Source organism: Flavobacterium inviolabile (genome assembly GCF_013389455.1).
Taxonomy (GTDB): domain Bacteria; phylum Bacteroidota; class Bacteroidia; order Flavobacteriales; family Flavobacteriaceae; genus Flavobacterium; species Flavobacterium inviolabile.
On record NZ_CP058278.1, the window covers coordinates 2,351,648 to 2,368,393 of the forward strand.

23 protein-coding genes are annotated in these 16,746 nt (G+C 39.9%); 12 read left to right on the forward strand and 11 right to left on the reverse strand.

Annotation, left to right across the window (positions count from 1 at the left end; genetic code table 11):
• Window positions 1-121: 121 nt before the first annotated feature.
• A complete protein-coding gene (locus HW120_RS10495; protein ID WP_177733894.1) occupies window positions 122-532 on the forward strand; it encodes a hypothetical protein in 411 nt (136 codons plus the stop codon).
• Between the two features lie 46 nt (window positions 533-578).
• Here the strand turns inward: HW120_RS10495 and HW120_RS10500 are convergent, their stop codons facing one another.
• The 5 genes from HW120_RS10500 to HW120_RS10520 are packed head-to-tail and all read right to left on the reverse strand — an operon-like array spanning window position 579 to window position 2,501.
• A complete protein-coding gene (locus tag HW120_RS10500; protein ID WP_177733896.1) occupies window positions 579-797 on the reverse strand; it encodes a DUF4287 domain-containing protein in 219 nt (72 codons plus the stop codon).
• Between the two features lie 2 nt (window positions 798-799).
• Entirely contained in the window at window positions 800-1,192 is a 393-nt protein-coding gene (locus tag HW120_RS10505; RefSeq protein WP_177733898.1) for a DoxX family protein, read from the reverse strand.
• Between the two features lie 10 nt (window positions 1,193-1,202).
• Entirely contained in the window at window positions 1,203-1,625 is a 423-nt protein-coding gene (locus tag HW120_RS10510; RefSeq protein ID WP_177733900.1) for a VOC family protein, read from the reverse strand.
• Between the two features lie 10 nt (window positions 1,626-1,635).
• Complete coding sequence (locus HW120_RS10515; protein WP_177733903.1) at window positions 1,636-2,055, reverse strand: VOC family protein; 420 nt, start codon at window positions 2,053-2,055, stop codon at window positions 1,636-1,638.
• Between the two features lie 8 nt (window positions 2,056-2,063).
• Window positions 2,064-2,501: a VOC family protein gene (locus HW120_RS10520; RefSeq protein WP_177733905.1), complete on the reverse strand. Its 438-nt coding sequence runs from the start codon at window positions 2,499-2,501 to the stop codon at window positions 2,064-2,066.
• 138 nt (window positions 2,502-2,639) lie between these two features.
• On the opposite strand from HW120_RS10520, the gene HW120_RS10525 reads away from it, so the two are divergent.
• The 5 genes from HW120_RS10525 (at window position 2,640) to HW120_RS10545 (ending at window position 6,851) form a co-directional block, all read left to right on the forward strand.
• Entirely contained in the window at window positions 2,640-3,620 is a 981-nt protein-coding gene (locus HW120_RS10525) for a GlxA family transcriptional regulator (RefSeq protein ID WP_177733907.1), read from the forward strand.
• Between the two features lie 64 nt (window positions 3,621-3,684).
• Window positions 3,685-4,161, forward strand: coding sequence for a hypothetical protein (locus tag HW120_RS10530; RefSeq protein WP_246296977.1), 477 nt, complete (start codon window positions 3,685-3,687; stop codon window positions 4,159-4,161).
• A 173-nt stretch (window positions 4,162-4,334) separates the two neighbouring features.
• Complete coding sequence (locus HW120_RS10535) at window positions 4,335-4,523, forward strand: cold-shock protein (protein WP_177733909.1); 189 nt, start codon at window positions 4,335-4,337, stop codon at window positions 4,521-4,523.
• A gap of 260 nt (window positions 4,524-4,783) precedes the next feature.
• A complete protein-coding gene (locus tag HW120_RS10540) occupies window positions 4,784-6,370 on the forward strand; it encodes an ABC-F family ATP-binding cassette domain-containing protein (protein ID WP_177733911.1) in 1,587 nt (528 codons plus the stop codon).
• 97 nt (window positions 6,371-6,467) lie between these two features.
• Entirely contained in the window at window positions 6,468-6,851 is a 384-nt protein-coding gene (locus HW120_RS10545; RefSeq protein ID WP_177733913.1) for a VOC family protein, read from the forward strand.
• 15 nt (window positions 6,852-6,866) lie between these two features.
• On the opposite strand, the gene HW120_RS10550 is transcribed toward HW120_RS10545, so the two are convergent.
• Window positions 6,867-8,555 carry an RluA family pseudouridine synthase gene (locus HW120_RS10550; RefSeq protein ID WP_177733915.1) on the reverse strand — a complete coding sequence of 563 codons (1,689 nt, stop codon included), beginning with the start codon at window positions 8,553-8,555 and terminating at the stop codon, window positions 6,867-6,869.
• Between the two features lie 76 nt (window positions 8,556-8,631).
• The gene (locus tag HW120_RS10555; protein ID WP_177733917.1) at window positions 8,632-9,021 is read right to left on the reverse strand and encodes a DUF1398 domain-containing protein; all 390 of its coding nucleotides are present in this window, start codon (window positions 9,019-9,021) and stop codon (window positions 8,632-8,634) included.
• Window positions 9,022-9,413: 392 nt separating this feature from the next.
• Between HW120_RS10555 and HW120_RS10560 the strand changes: the two genes are divergently transcribed.
• From HW120_RS10560 to HW120_RS10575, 4 genes are all read left to right on the forward strand, one after another.
• Entirely contained in the window at window positions 9,414-9,746 is a 333-nt protein-coding gene (locus tag HW120_RS10560; RefSeq protein WP_177733919.1) for a PadR family transcriptional regulator, read from the forward strand.
• Window positions 9,743-10,348, forward strand: coding sequence for an HAAS signaling domain-containing protein (locus HW120_RS10565; RefSeq protein WP_177733921.1), 606 nt, complete (start codon window positions 9,743-9,745; stop codon window positions 10,346-10,348). The genes HW120_RS10560 and HW120_RS10565 overlap by 4 nt, the downstream gene beginning before the upstream one ends.
• 1 nt (window position 10,349) lies before the next feature.
• Window positions 10,350-11,669, forward strand: coding sequence for a serine hydrolase domain-containing protein (locus tag HW120_RS10570; protein WP_177733923.1), 1,320 nt, complete (start codon window positions 10,350-10,352; stop codon window positions 11,667-11,669).
• Between the two features lie 203 nt (window positions 11,670-11,872).
• Window positions 11,873-12,457, forward strand: a complete 585-nt coding sequence (locus HW120_RS10575) for a 5'-methylthioadenosine/S-adenosylhomocysteine nucleosidase family protein (RefSeq protein ID WP_177733925.1) — start codon at window positions 11,873-11,875, stop codon at window positions 12,455-12,457.
• Window positions 12,458-12,474: 17 nt separating this feature from the next.
• Here the strand turns inward: HW120_RS10575 and HW120_RS10580 are convergent, their stop codons facing one another.
• From HW120_RS10580 to HW120_RS10595, 4 genes are all read right to left on the reverse strand, one after another.
• Window positions 12,475-13,104, reverse strand: coding sequence for a class I SAM-dependent methyltransferase (locus tag HW120_RS10580; protein ID WP_246296978.1), 630 nt, complete (start codon window positions 13,102-13,104; stop codon window positions 12,475-12,477).
• A 43-nt stretch (window positions 13,105-13,147) separates the two neighbouring features.
• Window positions 13,148-13,873 (reverse strand): CPBP family intramembrane glutamic endopeptidase, encoded by a 726-nt coding sequence (locus HW120_RS10585; protein ID WP_177733927.1) that lies wholly within the window; start codon window positions 13,871-13,873, stop codon window positions 13,148-13,150.
• Window positions 13,874-14,063: 190 nt separating this feature from the next.
• Window positions 14,064-14,264, reverse strand: a complete 201-nt coding sequence (locus HW120_RS10590) for a hypothetical protein (protein WP_177733929.1) — start codon at window positions 14,262-14,264, stop codon at window positions 14,064-14,066.
• A 114-nt stretch (window positions 14,265-14,378) separates the two neighbouring features.
• Window positions 14,379-14,906, reverse strand: a complete 528-nt coding sequence (locus HW120_RS10595; protein WP_177733931.1) for an ATP/GTP-binding protein — start codon at window positions 14,904-14,906, stop codon at window positions 14,379-14,381.
• Between the two features lie 239 nt (window positions 14,907-15,145).
• On the opposite strand from HW120_RS10595, the gene HW120_RS10600 reads away from it, so the two are divergent.
• Window positions 15,146-15,673 (forward strand): GNAT family N-acetyltransferase, encoded by a 528-nt coding sequence (locus tag HW120_RS10600; RefSeq protein ID WP_177733933.1) that lies wholly within the window; start codon window positions 15,146-15,148, stop codon window positions 15,671-15,673.
• Between the two features lie 500 nt (window positions 15,674-16,173).
• The gene (locus HW120_RS10605) at window positions 16,174-16,746 is read left to right on the forward strand and encodes a restriction endonuclease subunit S (RefSeq protein WP_177733935.1); all 573 of its coding nucleotides are present in this window, start codon (window positions 16,174-16,176) and stop codon (window positions 16,744-16,746) included.

The window sequence follows — 16,746 nt, forward strand, 5'->3', positions numbered from 1 at the left end:
GCTGTAAGGTTTGATGTACTGCCGGTTTTTATCGGTTGTACCGGAGTACTGTTGCAGGCATACAGCATATACAAAAACTGGGCATTAGAGTTATAAAGACTTTTATATTCATAAAAATGGCATGAATACACAAAACGATATAATAGAAAAAACAAAAATCAGGCGGGTGTACCTGTCCGATTTACACCACATTCAATCCCTTTACAAAGAAAAACACACCAATGTTTCGGATACGAATACGACACCTCAAAATAGCAGATTACTGCTTACGGAAGATTTTGGATTGCCTATAGCCTTAGCCGAATATAACAAAGAAGTAATCGGATATGCCGCTGTTGTAATACATGCCGGGAAACAACCTCAAATACAATTATACTTTAAACAGGGATATCAGCAAACAGCAATCGAAATTTTACTGAATGACTATGCCCGGAAAGTTTTAAGTTCCCTGAACGAAAGCGATCCAAATGCCGGATTTAAACTTGAAAACGGTATTGGTAAAATAGCAAGCTGGCTGAATAAATGCCAGTAGGCCTGATTATCGCTGCTTTTTCCGTAAGAATCAATCCATAATAGTTTTATTCCCTTTTCCCTTTAAGAAAAGCATAGACAGCCATAGCATGGCCATGGCCTAAGCCATATTCGTCTTTAAGCCAGTCTGTAATTTGTGTTGCCTTTATCTCTTTTTTGATCTGCCCGTTTTCGGTAAATCTTTTTTCTTCGGCTATTGCCTGAAAATCGGCAGTAGTTTTACCGGTTTTCGCCCGGATATTGTCTAAATACGCTTGAAAGGACATCGTTAATTATTTTTAAGGTTTGTAACAGTGCTGCTCTTATGATAGAAAATATAGGATACCATTAAAACGGCTAAAACGATTAATGGGAAAAAGGTCTCAAAATGCAATCCGTCTACGGCAAAATGACTGATGGAGGCAAATAGAAAATCAAATGTAAAACCGGCGTAGGCCCATTCTTTCAGGCGTTTCGGTGCTTTTGGAACGATAAGTATGATAACGCCCAGGATCTTAAAAGCCACTAAGGCATTGCCAAAATATTCCGGATAACCCAAATGCCGGATACCTTCTTTTGCCAGTGCTGTTTGTGACGTTAGTGCCGGCATTACGCCTTCGAACAGGAAGATTAAAATTGTTGCCGACCAGAAAAGGATTCGGTTCGTTTTTGATAGATTCATAGTAAATGGTTTAAGCGGTTTGTAATTTCTCAATATCAAATTTTGTCATCTGCATAAATGCGGCAATAACTCTCGGAGCTTTTTCCGGATCAGCCATCAGTTGCGCTAAAACAGCCGGCACGATTTGCCAGGAAACACCAAACTGATCGTTCAGCCATCCACATTGATTGTAAACGCCGCCGGCTCCCAGTTTTTCCCAGTAGTAATCAATTTCTTCCTGGGTATCACATTCCAGGACATAGGAATTGGCAGGAGAGAACTGATATTGCGGACCTCCGTTGAGTCCCATAAACGGAAAGCCGTTCAGCTCAAACCGGACAACCATCGGGTTTTCACTGGTTATTTCAGAATTGGGAAAAACGGAACAATAATAAGTTGCTGCTGCTTTGGCCTGACCATCAAACCATAAACAAGGATAAAGTAATTGTGCCATAGTTGTGTTTTTAAAGAATTTGTTTTTTGTCAAAATAGAGAAGCCAGTGATTGCCGAACGGATCGGTAATATCGCTGATCAGTACCTCCCGGTCGTTTTGTGCTAAAGGCTGGTGGATATGCCCTCCGGCGGCGAGTTTTTCAGCATAATGCCGGATCTCTTCCTCACTGCTGCAATGCAGGGCTAAAGAAACCGAATTGCCTTTATTCAGCCCGTTTTCAGTCACGATATCAGTACCCATTAAAACAAAGGTTTTGGTAATTAAAACCGCCTGTAAAATGCACTGGCGCATTTTTTCGGGCATTTTTTCCGATAAAGGAGCATCGTTAATGCGCTGGAGCATTAATTTTCCACCCAGGCATTCCCGGTAAAAGGACATGGCTTCATTGCAATTGCCGTTAAAAGTAAGATAGGGATGAAGCTGTGCCATATTGTTTTTTATTGTTGCGGTGTGTGATTAAACATCCAGCGAATGCCAAAACGATCCAGGCAGCAACCCCAGTAAGCGCCCCAGAACATATCCTGCAAAGGCATGATATCGGTAGCACCTTCGGATAGGGCGTTAAACAATCGTTCCGTTTCTGCCCGGCTGTCCGGTTCCAGATTGATCGTGGTGTTGTTCCCTACAATTAATTGATGCCCCATAGACGCTAACATGTCTGTACCCATAATGTTGATTCCTCCTAAAACAGGCAGGGAAACATGCATTACCTTGTTAAGCTCATCATCCGGTAAAGGCGGCATTCCTTCATGGGCAGGTATATCTTTGTTATACATAATGCCGCCGTTAAATTCGGTTTTAAAAACAGATTTGTAAAAGGTAAAGGCCTCTTCTGTAGTGCCTTCAAAATTCAGGTAAATAGATACGGTTGCCATTTTTTTATTTTTTAAGGGATTAATAACATTACAAAGTTCCGCAGAAACGGGCAAAATGAAACTGTGTAAAAATGACAACTAAAAGGGCATTTGCGACAAAATGTAGGCTATATTTGTTACAGCATAAATCCTGTTACAATGAAAAACGTTAGTATTTTAGTTCCGGAAACCGCTGTTTTGCAGGCAATAGCAGATCCGCAGTATTTATTTTCGGCAGTAAACCAATTTATGACGGCATTAGGTCGGCAGCCTTTGTTTAATGTACAGCTGGTCGGTTTAAAAAAGACGATAACACTCAATAACGGCCTTTATACGGTCAATACTACCCAGCTGCTGGAGGACGTCGGGAAAACGGACTTAATAGTGATTCCGGCGCTTTTCGGAGATATGAAAACGGCTGTGGAAGCCAATGAAAAAGTTGTGCCCTGGATAAAAGAACAGTATGCAAACGGGGCAGAAGTGGCTTCCCTTTGTGTGGGCGCTTTTTTACTGGCCGCTACCGGTTTGTTAGACGGAAAAAAATGCTCGACACATTGGGGATTTCAAAATGAATTTCGGGAAATGTATCCTGATGTTGAGGTGGTCGACGGCAGTATTTTAACGGAAGAATCCCGGATCTATTCCAGTGGCGGTGCAAATTCCTATTGGAATCTGTTACTTCATTTAGTAGAAAAATATACCGACCGGGCTACGGCCATTCTGGCGTCAAAATATTTTGCGGTAGATATTGACCGCGAAAGCCAGTCGGCATTTGCGATGTTTCAGGGACAGAAAAACCACAATGACGAAGCGGTAAAACAGGCACAGCTTTTTATTGAGGCGAATACACAGGAGAAAATAACCATTGAAGAACTGGCTAATTTAGTCGCATTAGGACGGAGAAGCTTTGAAAGACGCTTTAAAAAAGCAACCAACAATTCGGTTCTGGAATATATCAACCGGGTAAAAATAGAATTTGCCAAACGCAGTTTTGAAACCAACCGGAGAAATGTAACCGAAGTAATGTATGATATTGGCTATACGGATACCAAAGGATTCCGTACCATTTTTAAAAAAATTACCGGACTGACTCCGATAGAATACCGGAACAAATACAACAAAGGGATTAGTGTTTCCTGATGTGCTGCAATAAATAAAGAAAACAACAGTTAAAACAGTAATTACAGCCCTTAAAAAAGAAAGCATGCATCCGGAAAAAAAGCACAGGCAAACCGCTGCCCGAACGATTACATTATTAACCATACTGCTGGCATTCCTTTGCTATGGTTGCGACTCTAAAACAAAGAAATTTGAAGAAAACTACACTTTTTACCGCGCCGTAAACGGTAAGGATACTGCGCTTTTGGCCATCGCGGAGAACAAAACACATTTTTACGGACGGTATGAGATACAATATGAAGGAACGATGAAAGATTCCGGTGAGGTGAGAGGAAAGATTATGGGCGATACGCTGCAGGGCGATTACTATTATAAACCTTATGGCGGCGGCAAATGGAAACGGGTGCCGATTGCTTTGCTAAAAAAAGATCACAAACTGCTGTTAGGACGTGGTGTAACGATTACCTATATGAACATTCCCCGCTATACATCCGGAGTACCGATCGAATACTCCGACCCGAAATTTACTTTTGAAACGATCCAAGAAGCCGCCCAGAAATAACGGTTGCCAGTCCGGAATGAGCTATATATTCCGTTATGGCGATGGCTGCGAATTGCGGGATAAATACAGGCGGTAACAGGTATAAATGCCTGTTTTTTTAATAAAAAATAAAGCATCCGGTTTGTGGGATGCTATTTTCGATTACATTTACCAATAAAAAAAGTACAAAAAACATGAAAACAGGAGTGGTAAAATTTTACAATGAAACAAAAGGATTTGGATTCATAAAGGATGAAACAGGACAGGAAATTTTTGTTCATGTTTCCGGTTTAAAAGACAAGATCAAGGAAAATGACGCAGTAATATTTGAAGAGGCTGAAGGAAAGAAAGGAAAAAATGCCATTAATGTCCGTCTGGCTTAATGACTGCTTAAAAAAAATATAGTACTGATTGAAAAGTAATAACCAATTAATTGGTACTATATAATCTGATTTTTCAGCTTTTCCGGTTTTAGAAAAGAGCATTATGCCCTTGCCGGACAAGTATGGTGAAAAACATTTTGTATATTTGCAAACGAAATACGAACAGATAAAATGTAAAAAATAATTTCTTTTTAAGGCACTTACAAAACGGTAACCCGCAACGGTTCACCGTATTCGCTACACTTTAAAAAAAAGAAATTATGATTGTTTTACAGCACATTGCATACGTGCATCCCAATAAAAATCTGTTGTTTTCAAACATCAGTCTTACCGTTAATCATCACGATAAAATAGCTTTAATTGGCAATAATGGAGTGGGGAAATCCACCCTGATGCAAATTATTGCAAAAGAATTGCCACTGGCCGAAGGACAGCTCAAAGTGGATTCCGAACCGTATTATATACCCCAGATTTTCGGGCAGTATAATCAGCTGACGATTGCTCAGGCATTGCGCATTGAGGCGAAGCTGAATGCGCTGAAAGAAATAGTAAGCGGCACTGTTACCGAAGAAAACTACGCAGTGCTCGACGATGACTGGACCCTTGAAGAACGTTGTAATGACGCTTTAAACTACTGGCAGTTAACCGGATTGGATCTGACCCAGAAAATGGAAACGTTAAGCGGCGGACAAAAGACAAAAGTTTTCCTTGCCGGTATCGCAATCCACCAACCCGATATTGTTTTACTGGACGAGCCAAGCAACCATCTGGACGGTTCTGGCAGGCAGCTTTTGTATGACTTTATTACAACCACAACCAGTACCCTGATTGTCATAAGCCACGATCGGAAGCTATTGAATCTTTTAAGCACGGTTTGCGAGTTGAGCAAACGCGGCATAACCGTTTATGGCGGTAATTATGATTTTTATGCCGGACAAAAGCTGTTGGAAAACAAGGCGTTGAATCAGGACATTAACAGCAAGGAAAAAGCCTTGCGCAAAGCCAGGGAAAAAGAACGGGAAATGCAGGAAAGACAGCAGAAATTAGACTCCCGCGGTAAAAAGAAACAGGAAAAAGCCGGTGTTGCCCGGATAATGCTGAATACCTTAAAGAACAATGCTGAAAACAGCACTTCAAAAATGAAAAGTGTCCATGCCGAAAAGATTGGCGGTATTTCGCAGGAACTACAGGAACTGCGTTCCGCTTTACCGGATAGCGACAAGATGAAATTCGGACTTAACAGCGCTGCACTGCACAAAGGAAAAATACTGTTTACCGCTACCGGGATCAATTTTGCTTACCACAAGCAGCCTGTCTGGAATACAAACCTGAATGTTCAGATCACAAGCGGAGAGCGCATTGCGCTGAAAGGCGGGAACGGTTCCGGTAAAACAACACTGATAAAGCTCATTCTGGGTAAATTGACACCACAAACGGGAACGGTTTACAGGGCAGCCAATACAACGGTATATATTGACCAGGATTATTCTATTTTGGACAATCAGCTGAAAATTTACGAGCAGGCGCAGCGATTCAATGTTTCGGCTTTGCCCGAACATGATATAAAAATGAGGCTCAGCCGCTTTTTGTTTGGCAAAGACGATTGGGACAAACCCGCCGGTATGCTGAGCGGCGGCGAAAAGATGCGTCTGATCCTTTGCTGTCTGACCATCAGTAATGAATCGCCGGACATGATTGTTCTGGATGAGCCAACCAACAACCTGGATATTCAGAATATTGAGATCCTGACGGCTGCCATTAACGAATACCAGGGTACCCTGATCGTTGTTTCACACGATGAATACTTTTTAGAACAGATACATATCGAGCGGACAATCCAGTTGTAATGATTTTTGTTGTGATACGGCAAATACTTATATTTATAGCGGATATATAGCGGAGTTACAGTCAGGACTTTCGTTGTACCATAAAATAGAGAAACACATGAAAAATTTCGGATTTATTATATACGTTTCCGATCAGAATAAGAGTATGGAATTTTACCGGAATCTTTTGGACAAGGAACCGGTACTGCATGTTCCCGGAATGACCGAATTTGCATTTTCCGAAACGTGTAAACTGGGCATTATGCCGGAAAGCGGAATTGCAAAAATCATTGAAGAAAAAACACAACATCCGGCAAACGGAAACGGGATTCCCCGTTGTGAACTTTATCTTGAGGTTGCTGCAATCGAACCCTATTACAAAAGAGCAAAAGCATTAGATGCGGTATTGGTAAGTGATACTATGGATCGGGATTGGGGACACCGGGTTTGTTACTTTGCAGATCCTGACGGGCATATCGTTGCTTTCGCCGAAGAAATATAACGGGCTTCCGGCCGGTTAAAAAGCTTCGGCTGCTTCAAAGCAGAGTATTTCTTTGGTTCTGGGATGCACAAATTCAAGGTAAGCCGCATGAAGATGCAGCCTGTTGGAAGCCGTTCCGTATAAATCATCACCCACTATGGGCGCATTCAGTCCCAGTTCGTGTGCGGCATGCATACGCAGCTGGTGGGTACGCCCGGTAAGCGGCCAGAAATGGACTTTGGTTGTCGTTTCATTCCGTTGGATAACCTTCCATCGGGTATGCGCTTTTTTTCCGAATTCGAAACAAACCAGCTGGCTTGGCCGGTTGTCCAGATCACCCCGTAACGGTAATTTTATTTCGCCTTCTTCCCCGGAAATCACTTTGGAAAGCAGTGCCGTATACCGTTTGATAACCGTTCGTTTTAAAAACTGCCTTTGAATGTGTTTGTGGGCTTCTTTGGTTTTGGCCACCACCAGAAGTCCGGAAGTAGACATGTCCAGCCGATGAATGATGAGCGGTTCAATGTTTCCGAAAGCCGCCTGAAGCCGGGTATAAACGGAATCCTGGATTTGGATTCCCGGAACAGAGAGCAGTTCGGCGGGTTTGTTAACCACGACAAGGCTGTCATCCTCATAAACAATGGTTAGTGTGGTTCCTTCACCTGAATTTTTTAAAAGCGGATTTTCATCCATAGGAACGCCTTCCAGCATGTGGCTCAGAATGGGTTTGCATTTTCCGGTACAGGCCGGATAAAACTGCCTGTGTTTCCGGATTTCCGATTTTGGCGAAGCACCCCACCAGAATTCGGCCATAGCAATAGGTTTATAGCCGTTTAGAAAGGCATATTGTAACAATTTCGGTGTGGCACATTCTCCTGCGGCGGCCGGTGGTTTTCCAAAAACAGTCTCGCTGAAAATCGCCTGCAGGCTTTTTTCCTTTCCGTCCTGGTTCAGGAAGGCATATTGTTCAAAGAGCTGCTGCTGTAAGGCTGCCGATTTTTCTTTGCGTTCTTTCTTTAAGGCTTCAATGCTGTTTTCGAATAGGGTAATTTCAGATTGGGTCGCTTCCAAAAGCTGTTTCCACCTGTTCGATAAAACTGTCAGTTCCCATTTATCGCTTAAACTCTGTTTGATCAGATCTGCTTCAAAATGAGTGTATTCCTGTTCGCTTAAGACCGGTTGCTGTGCTTCACGGTGTTTTTTCCGGTTTTCTTTATTGCTTTTTAATTGTTTTTTAAAAGCGGTCATCTCTAAGACAGATTGGGCGGTAAACTGCTCAAAATTACTTTTAAGGATGCTGTAATGTTCATCCGACTCGATGGCTTTGATCTGCTGGTTGATGCTGTTGAGGATTTCCTCTTCTTTTAAGAAAAAGCTGTTTTCAATCAGCATGTCAAAAACCGGCGGAACAAACTTCGGATGATTGTTGGTGCCGGCCAGTTTTCCTGAAAAGGCAGCCAGATAACCCAGTTTCCCGTTGTTGTCCTGAACCACCAAAACGCCAAACATCTTACCGATAACAAGTCCCTGCTGGTCTGCTGTCAGTCCGAAATTATGATCCAGCTCCGTTTGGGTTTCCAGATAGTGCTGCAATTCGGCAGCGGCAATTTGGGTTAACGGGTGCGGCTCATAATAGAACGGAAACGTAAACCGTTCCGGTACGGTGATCCCGTTTAACGAGCTATCGGAAAAGTAAGTAATGCTATTTTGAGTTGTGTGCTGCACGGTATTTTTTTGTAGCTGCGAAAATAAGCGTTATTCTCCGGAGATAAGGCTATGTAAAACAATTTTATTTAGCGTCTCACTCCGGAATGGACTCCACAAGGATTACTGTACCGGCTTTGTCATAATAGGTACAGGTCATTTTGTCCAGACACATTGCCCATTTCTCAATCCCTGATGCTGCACTGCTGTTGCAAAATGCGGGATAATCGGTTTTACCCTGCTGATGGGCTTTTAATATGGCTTTAAACCGGGCTGCATCAGCAATTGGGGCGATAGCAATAGTTTCATATTTAGCACCACCTGAAGTTTTATAATCACCGGCTCCGTAATAGTCGGTATGACCGTCGGTTACATACACTTCATAAAAGGTAACGCCAAGCTGTTTTATTTCCCGGATATATGCCGGAAAATCGGCACCGGATTTTACCTTGCTGTGTACTGCGTTGATTTGCGCTACTGTAAACATAGTTTGAGGATTTTAGGGTGATACATTTAATTTCCAGGAATAACAATTCTTTGCTGAATATTCGAATCGTCATTGTCATACAAATGTCGGATTATTGGAATTAGTTTTATTGTAAAAAGACATTTTTTCGATATCAATTCCTTAAATTTTTTTTGCAGAAGTTCCATACTTTCTTCCGCCATATTCCTGTTGTTACTCTTTGAACCGGATGAATTTTGCGTAAGCATCGTGTATCATCAAGGCCATTTTTTACAGTGTAAAAGCTTTTTTTTATTACTCTTTATGCTTTTAAATGCTGATAACCAATGGTTTGTTTGTGTTTTTGGGTTAATCTTTAAAATTATAAAACAAAGTACATTGTTATGCTATGTATTTTGTTTTATATTTGCCTTATGAACGAAGATTTTACAACCAAATGGATATCACAGCTCAAGAAAGGCACTTTGTCTTTCCTGGTGCTGAGTATTTTGAAAGACGGCAAGGAATACTATGGGTATGACCTGATTAATGAGATCCGGAAAAAGACCAAAATTGAAATTGCCGAAGGAACGCTTTATCCTTTGATGAACCGGCTGAAAAAGGAAAATTTAGTGGAGTCAAAATGGGTAGAACAGGACTCGGGTATTCCGAGGAAGTATTATAACATTACCCCATTGGGACAAAATACGACAAACGAAATGAAAGCCTATTGGGACAACCTCAATACAATAATAAACGCAATATGAAATTTAAAGAAATAGTATTCCGGGATCAGAATTCAAAAAGGATATATCTGGATTATATCGCAAGAATCCAGCAGGCTACAAAAGTGCTGGATAAGGAAAATCAGCAGGAGATTTTACTGGAAATCAACAGTCATATCTATGAAAGTCTGATGGATAATGCCGCCGGTGAAAAAGGGGAGGTTGAGAAATTACTGGATGTCGTGGAAAAACTGGGGCAGCCGGAAGTTTTCCTGAAACCTTTGGTTGCCGAAAAGAAATTAGAAGAAGCAACCAGAACGTTTAATCCGGTAAAAATAATAAAAGCCCTTGCACTGAATATTGGTAACGGTATTTCCTATGTGATTTTTGCCGTTTTGTATTTGCTGCTATTTGGTTTCCTGTTCGTAATTGTCGCTAAAATTGCCGATCCTCAGAATGTCGGGCTTTTTTACCGGAAGGATGTGGTTTTTATTTTAGGATATTATAGAGAGAAGGGCGTTGATTATACCCAATATGAACAATTAGGCAGTTGGTTTATACCGCTTATGCTGCTGTTGGCAGTAATTTTCTATGTACTGATAACCCTGTTATTCCGCTTAAAAAGAACCTTAAATAAAAAATAGTATGATTAAGAATTATTTGGCCTGTTTGTTTGGCTTTTTCGTTTCGTCATTTGTACTGGCACAAGAGATAGACACACGGAAACTGGATTTATATTTTAAATCATTGGAAGATAATAACAAATTTATGGGCAGTGTGGCGATTTCCCAAAATGGTAAAATAGTTTATACCAAAACGATTGGACTCGCTGCGGTTGAAAACAACCTCAAAGCAAACGAAAATTCAAAATACAGGATAGGTTCGATCTCAAAAACATTCACCGCTGTTTTGATTTTGAAAGCTGTTGAAAACAAAAAATTAGCTTTGGATCAAACCATTGAAAAGTTTTTTCCAACCCTCGCAAATGCAAACAGGATCACGATTAAACAGCTGCTTGGCCACCGAAGCGGTGTACACGATTTTACCGATGATGAGGATTATGAGACCTGGAATACCAAAGCCAGAACGGAAAAAGAAATGGTAGCAGTTATCACTAAGGGAGGAAGCGATTTTGAACCGGACACGGAAGCAGCATACAGTAATTCGAATTATGTACTGCTGACGTATATACTGGAAAAAACCTTTAAAAAACCGTATGCCGAACTGTTGACGAGCAATATAACCAAACCGCTCGGACTGACCAATACCTATTTAGGTGGCAAGATAAACACGGCTAAGAATGAATGCAGATCATACCGTTTTGAAGCAGGCTGGCAGGCAGAACCGGAAACGGATATTTCCATTCCGCTGGGAGCGGGCGGAATTGTGTCTACACCTACCGACCTGGTAAAATTCAGCAATGCCCTTTTTGGCGGAAAGCTGCTGAAAGCGGAAAACCTTGAATTAATGAAAACGGTAAAAGACAACTACGGACTGGGATTGTTTAAAATACCGTTTTATGAAAACATAAGTTACGGACATAGAGGCGGAATAGATAAATTTACAGCTGTTTTTTCCCATTCTTCCGAAGGTAATATTGCTATCGCCCTGGTCTCAAACGGAAGCAATTATAACAATAATGAGATTCCTCTGGCTATTCTGAGTGCTGTTTACAACAAGCCTTTTGATCTTCCGGAGTTTAAAACGTATGCCGTTCGTTCGGAAGACTTGGACCAATACCTGGGAACGTATGCTTCCAGCCAGATTCCGGTTAAAATAACCATATCCAAAGATAACAAAACGCTTATCGCACAGCCCGGAGAGCAATCGCCGTATCCATTGGAAGCCACGGAAAAAGACAAGTTTAAATATTATAAAACGGGTATTGCCCTGGAGTTTAATCCGGCGGAAAATACGGTGATCTTAAAACAGGGAGGAAAGGAGTTTGTATTTACAAAAGCTTAAGAACGGCAAAGCTTTGTTCTCTGTTGGAACAATATAATTATCCTGAAAATTCCGTTTAAAACGGCTTGATCAAAAAAAGTGCAGCCCTGATATTGTAAAGGGCTGCACTTTTTTTGTGATATGTATGCATACCGGATTAATTGCCTTTTTAGTGTTTTATATTGCCTAAAATAGTAATATTGTAAACAAAAAAGAACAGGTTAATGATTAAAATCGGAGAGAATATTAGTTACGAAATTTCAGATACACTTTTTGTTTTCGCATTGGATTCGGAAGCAGGAGATGCTTTTGATGATAAAAACAAATTAATTACCGGTATCGGTAAAGTAAACGCAACTTTGGCATTGGTAAAGGAAATCCATAAAAGAAGACCCAAATTAATAGTAAATCTTGGCTCGGCAGGAAGCAATACCTTTGGTAAAGGGGAAGTGGTGTGCTGTACTAAATTTATTCAGAGGGACATGGATGTAAGAGGGCTTGGATATGATCAATATGAAACCCCTTTCTCGGGTATCCCCACAGTATTAAATTATGGATTTAAAATTGACAGCCTGAAGGAAGGAGTTTGCGGAAGCGGCGATAGTTTTGAAATGAATCAGCAGGAACGTGAGTATAATATTGTCGATATGGAAGCCTATCCTTTAGCGCTGGTAGCCATGAAAGAAAACATCCCGTTTCTTTGCTTAAAGTATATTTCCGATGATGCCGGGAGTGATGCGGCAGAAGACTGGTCCATACAGGTACACTTAGCGGCAACAGCATTTAAAACAGTACTCTTTACAAAATAAGCTTACAGGGGGATATTTTAAATATCCCCTTTTTTACATTTAATCAGAAAAAAAGGCTGACTTTCCTGAATTGCCGTTATCTCAGATAATCCGGCTTTGCCAAACTCGGATGCGATGGATTCCCGGTCATAAAAGAACATTTTGACACCGTCAAAGATCTCATAACGATCGGTACTGATACAGTTACCCTGCCCATAGGTAGGCGCTTCTTTTGAAATGACCGTAAAGACCATATAGCCATTCTCCGATAGCTGATTATAGCAGTCACGAATCAGTTTTTCCCTTTCGCTGCTGTCTAATAAGTGAATCAGGGCATAACAGAATATCCCGTCATAGCGGTTTTTGTCAAAGGGCATATCCGTTACCGACCCGTGATGGATAACCATATCATTTCCGTAATGTTTTTCCGCCATGGCAATTGCCGTTTTGGAGATCTCAATTCCAGTAACGGTCATTCCGTTTTCTTTGAATATCTGCGCATTACGGCCGTAGCCAATTCCGGGTATCAGGACGTTTTTTACCGATTCCCGGACAAAAAATTCCGTTGTCAATACAGCAGACTTTGCGGGTTCAAAGCCCCACATTTCCTGCTTTTCGCCAAAGGCTGCTTCCCAAAATTCCGGTTTTTCGGTTTCATTTGCCATCATCTGTGCTCTTTATGTTATCGGTTATGCAATTTACAGGAAAATTTTAACGGTCTATAGCAACGGTTTTTGCCGGCTTTATTTTTTTGTTCCAGGTTAGCAGCAGTAACATAAACAATATAAAACAGATCAAGGCAACAATATTTGTCTGAATGATAAAGGCGTGAATAGCAGCGGGAGCTATTATCGATTTTGTCCGTAAAACGGCAAACGTGAGTATAAAAGAAAAGACGATACAGAAAGCAAAGAAAATCCAAAAACCTCCGTACTGATCGAAGTTGTTAAAAATCAAAAGATGCCAGACAGCCCAGAATGAACCCGAGAGAATGCTTTTCAGGACGAAGTTTATTTTTCCGAAACTTTCAATCAGATAGCCTCTCCAGGCATATTCTTCCATGATATTATACACAAAAGCAAAGGAACAGAATAGCAATGCCCATAAATGCTTATCTACACCGTGACTGTTATTGATGCCATATATCGTATAGCAAACAAACAATATCGCCGGAAATAACAGGCTTTTGATTTTATGATTTCCCAATAAGGTGATTTCCTGTTTTACACCGCTGAATTTATAGAACAGGAGCGATGCTGCTATCGTCACGATGCCGTGATTATAATTAAAGGTAAAAGGGATGTCGGTTAATTTTACTAAAATCAGGTTTAATAAATTGGGAAGCTTCCGGGCAAAATATGTCCCGGTTAGTACAATTCCGTAAAACAATACAATGCGTAACCAATTTACATTTTTGATTTGTGCTGTTAAATTCATGCCGTTTTTTTGTTAGAAGGGTACAGTGTACTTTGTGTTATTGGATGTCGTTTTTGTTTGAAAAAAATCAAATGTAACGAATTATTACTTACAAATTGCAGGTTTAATACTACTGAATTGGAATTGAATAAAGGACAATATCACAGTATAATGTACCCATCGTGAAATTTGCCGGAAAGGCTAACGGCTATTATGCTCTTTGAATATTCCTGTAAACAAAGTTAGTAGCAAAATAAAAGGTTGAAATCAGGATAAAGACAATACCAACCATTCCAAAAAACTCTGTAAACCGCATTAGCATACTGGGGTCTTTTGCATCACCGTCCATCAGGAACCCGATTGTCGTAATAATTGAAGATACCGCCAGGATATTTAAAATTTTTCTTTTCATAAATATTAGATTTTTAGATTATGATGCTATAAACGCTTTTCGGTACCGTTTAGTATAGTAATCTTAACAGGTTCTTTCAGAAAATTCTTTAACGATTGAATGTTGTTTTCCCATTTAGTTGCCTATTGGTATTTTAGATATTTTGTTAAGGATCTGATTCCTGCGGTTAGCTAAGGTTCCATGCACTTCAATTGTTTCGATATCAAAATCCCATATCCATTCATTCAGGATGTCATTTACGTTGTTCCTGAGCTTTGGAAAATCTGATTTTTCACAGGATATTACATCCGGTTCTTCGATGGGAACAAAAACAAGAAGGTCAATTTCTTCGATTATTTCCTGAGCGGTTGCAAAGAGCGATTGAATATTCCTGCTTCGGTCAATAGCGTGAATATAGGCTAAAAGATCAACCGGGCACCTGTCGAAGATTACCTTATCGTCATCTTCCGATATCTGCTCGACAGCATATTCAAATTGTGCTATAAAATCGTCAGCTTCGGGTATTTCCGAAAAGTCATATCCGGATTCTTCCAGTTCATGATACGGTTCTTTTTTAAGAACATAACCGGGAAGATGCTTTATGAGCTCTTCTGCCAATGTTGTTTTACCGACCCGATGGGCGCCTGCTATTGCTATTTTCATTTTCCTGTTGTTTAGATTCTGATGACCTAAAAATAGCATAAAATAATTTAAATAAACGCTGTTAATATCCGGACGTTTTTTTCGCTCAGGTTCTAATAGTGCGTAAAATAATTTCACTTTTCCTGTCCTGTAGAATACGTACCTTTACAACGTTTTGGATAAAGTATAAGCAAGAGTAAGATCTGGTTTACGCTCAACCCGGAATGGTATAATTTTAATTGAATATAAGTTTTGAAAATATGGAAAATATAACCGTTAAAAAGATAATGCCGGAGGATATCGGCCAGCTTCAGAAAGTTAGTAAACAAACTTTTTGGGAAACCTTTTCCGCCAGCAATTCTGAAGAGAATATGACCAATTATTTAGAGGAAAGCTTTTCTGTGGAGAAGCTAACCGATGAATTGAACAATGAACACTCCGATTTTTACTTTGCCCTGCTTGACGAAAAGGTAATCGGTTATTTAAAACTGAACTTCGGACAATCTCAAACAGAACTACAAGACAATAAAGCACTCGAAATTGAGCGTATTTATGTATTACAGGAATTTCACGGTAAAAAAGTAGGGCAGGTGCTGTATGAAAAAGCTTTGCAGATAGCCGGTCAGGTAAATGCCGATTATGTCTGGCTGGGAGTTTGGGAAGAAAACCTGCGGGCAATCGGTTTTTATAAAAAGAACGGTTTTGTTGCGTTTGACAAACATATTTTCAAATTGGGAGGGGATGAACAGACCGATATAATGATGAAAAAAGTTTTAAAAGCCGATTGATAATATTGCCGGATAAATCTGAGGGATTGTTGTAAAATTAACCGAACCCTCATTCCGGCTAATCATTCCCTTGTTTTGGCACAGCAGCCAATTATTTTGCAGCAAAAGGTTGGAACGTCGTAGCAACCATTCGGGACACGAGCAAAAGCGAAGGCCTGACAAAATCGGAAAATATCTTCATCATAAAATTAGATGTACAGGATCGCACATCTATTGTAACAGCCATTGGCTTACACAAAAGAACCCGATTGGAAAAAAATTATCTTAGGGATTCTGGTAATTGGTTAGATTTAATCCATAATCATCGTTTTTTTTTAAATGACAGTCTTTAGGTTGGGTTAGATTGTTGTATTTATGAGTGATTAAAAAATAATTTTCTTCTATCCAAAGCTAATAATCAAGCTTTGGATTATTTAATTTGGCACACTAATTTTTTTTACGTTACAATTTTTTATATTCATGATTATTTGTAATTTTGTCTCCAAGTTAAATGGAGAAATATGCTAAAGTTGGAAAATTTATGCTCTATAAGATCAGGACAAACATTCAAACGCTCTTGGAACGATTATGACAAAGGCGATATTATTGTATTACAGCCCAAAGATATAGCCGATGGTGAACCCAGTAAAGAGATATTAATGATAAGTGAATACGAAATTCCTTATTTGAATAAACACTTACTTCAAAAAGGAGATATTGTTCTTGTAAACAGAGGTACACGTTTTAACTCTTGGATGTATAACGGAACTCCTGCAAAAATGGTAGTTACGACTGCATTCTATGTCATTACACTTAATACAGATAAAATACTTCCTGAATTCTTTAACTGGTATTTAGGTCAACAAGAAGTGAAAGACTATTTTGACTTAAATGCTACCGGAACTACTATAAGGGGTATTAATAAAAAATCTCTGATGGAATTACCAGTTCCTAATATCCCGTTAAAACTACAAAAGCATATTGTAGAATTAGTAGAAAAGACAAAAGAAGAGCAACGGTTGTTGAGCGAATTGAAGAAAATCAGAAAAACATATGTAGAAAACTATATATGGGAACAAATTAGAAATTATTGA

Bases quoted from the DNA above. Each gene is read 5' to 3' on its own strand.
- HW120_RS10530 (WP_246296977.1), top strand. From the start codon at position 3,685: ATGCATCCGGAAAAAAAGCACAGGCAAACCGCTGCCCGAACGATTACA.
- HW120_RS10600 (WP_177733933.1), top strand. From the start codon at position 15,146: ATGGAAAATATAACCGTTAAAAAGATAATGCCGGAGGATATCGGCCAG.
- HW120_RS10585 (WP_177733927.1), bottom strand. From the start codon at position 13,873: ATGAATTTAACAGCACAAATCAAAAATGTAAATTGGTTACGCATTGTA.
- HW120_RS10545 (WP_177733913.1), top strand. From the start codon at position 6,468: ATGAAAAATTTCGGATTTATTATATACGTTTCCGATCAGAATAAGAGT.
- HW120_RS10535 (WP_177733909.1), top strand. From the start codon at position 4,335: ATGAAAACAGGAGTGGTAAAATTTTACAATGAAACAAAAGGATTTGGA.
- HW120_RS10510 (WP_177733900.1), bottom strand. From the start codon at position 1,625: ATGGCACAATTACTTTATCCTTGTTTATGGTTTGATGGTCAGGCCAAA.
- HW120_RS10520 (WP_177733905.1), bottom strand. From the start codon at position 2,501: ATGGCAACCGTATCTATTTACCTGAATTTTGAAGGCACTACAGAAGAG.
- HW120_RS10595 (WP_177733931.1), bottom strand. From the start codon at position 14,906: ATGAAAATAGCAATAGCAGGCGCCCATCGGGTCGGTAAAACAACATTG.
- HW120_RS10555 (WP_177733917.1), bottom strand. From the start codon at position 9,021: ATGTTTACAGTAGCGCAAATCAACGCAGTACACAGCAAGGTAAAATCC.
- HW120_RS10575 (WP_177733925.1), top strand. From the start codon at position 11,873: ATGATTAAAATCGGAGAGAATATTAGTTACGAAATTTCAGATACACTT.
- HW120_RS10570 (WP_177733923.1), top strand. From the start codon at position 10,350: ATGATTAAGAATTATTTGGCCTGTTTGTTTGGCTTTTTCGTTTCGTCA.
- HW120_RS10565 (WP_177733921.1), top strand. From the start codon at position 9,743: ATGAAATTTAAAGAAATAGTATTCCGGGATCAGAATTCAAAAAGGATA.
- HW120_RS10590 (WP_177733929.1), bottom strand. From the start codon at position 14,264: ATGAAAAGAAAAATTTTAAATATCCTGGCGGTATCTTCAATTATTACG.
- HW120_RS10500 (WP_177733896.1), bottom strand. From the start codon at position 797: ATGTCCTTTCAAGCGTATTTAGACAATATCCGGGCGAAAACCGGTAAA.
- HW120_RS10580 (WP_246296978.1), bottom strand. From the start codon at position 13,104: ATGATGGCAAATGAAACCGAAAAACCGGAATTTTGGGAAGCAGCCTTT.
- HW120_RS10560 (WP_177733919.1), top strand. From the start codon at position 9,414: ATGAACGAAGATTTTACAACCAAATGGATATCACAGCTCAAGAAAGGC.
- HW120_RS10515 (WP_177733903.1), bottom strand. From the start codon at position 2,055: ATGGCACAGCTTCATCCCTATCTTACTTTTAACGGCAATTGCAATGAA.
- HW120_RS10540 (WP_177733911.1), top strand. From the start codon at position 4,784: ATGATTGTTTTACAGCACATTGCATACGTGCATCCCAATAAAAATCTG.
- HW120_RS10505 (WP_177733898.1), bottom strand. From the start codon at position 1,192: ATGAATCTATCAAAAACGAACCGAATCCTTTTCTGGTCGGCAACAATT.
- HW120_RS10495 (WP_177733894.1), top strand. From the start codon at position 122: ATGAATACACAAAACGATATAATAGAAAAAACAAAAATCAGGCGGGTG.
- HW120_RS10605 (WP_177733935.1), top strand. From the start codon at position 16,174: ATGCTAAAGTTGGAAAATTTATGCTCTATAAGATCAGGACAAACATTC.
- HW120_RS10525 (WP_177733907.1), top strand. From the start codon at position 2,640: ATGAAAAACGTTAGTATTTTAGTTCCGGAAACCGCTGTTTTGCAGGCA.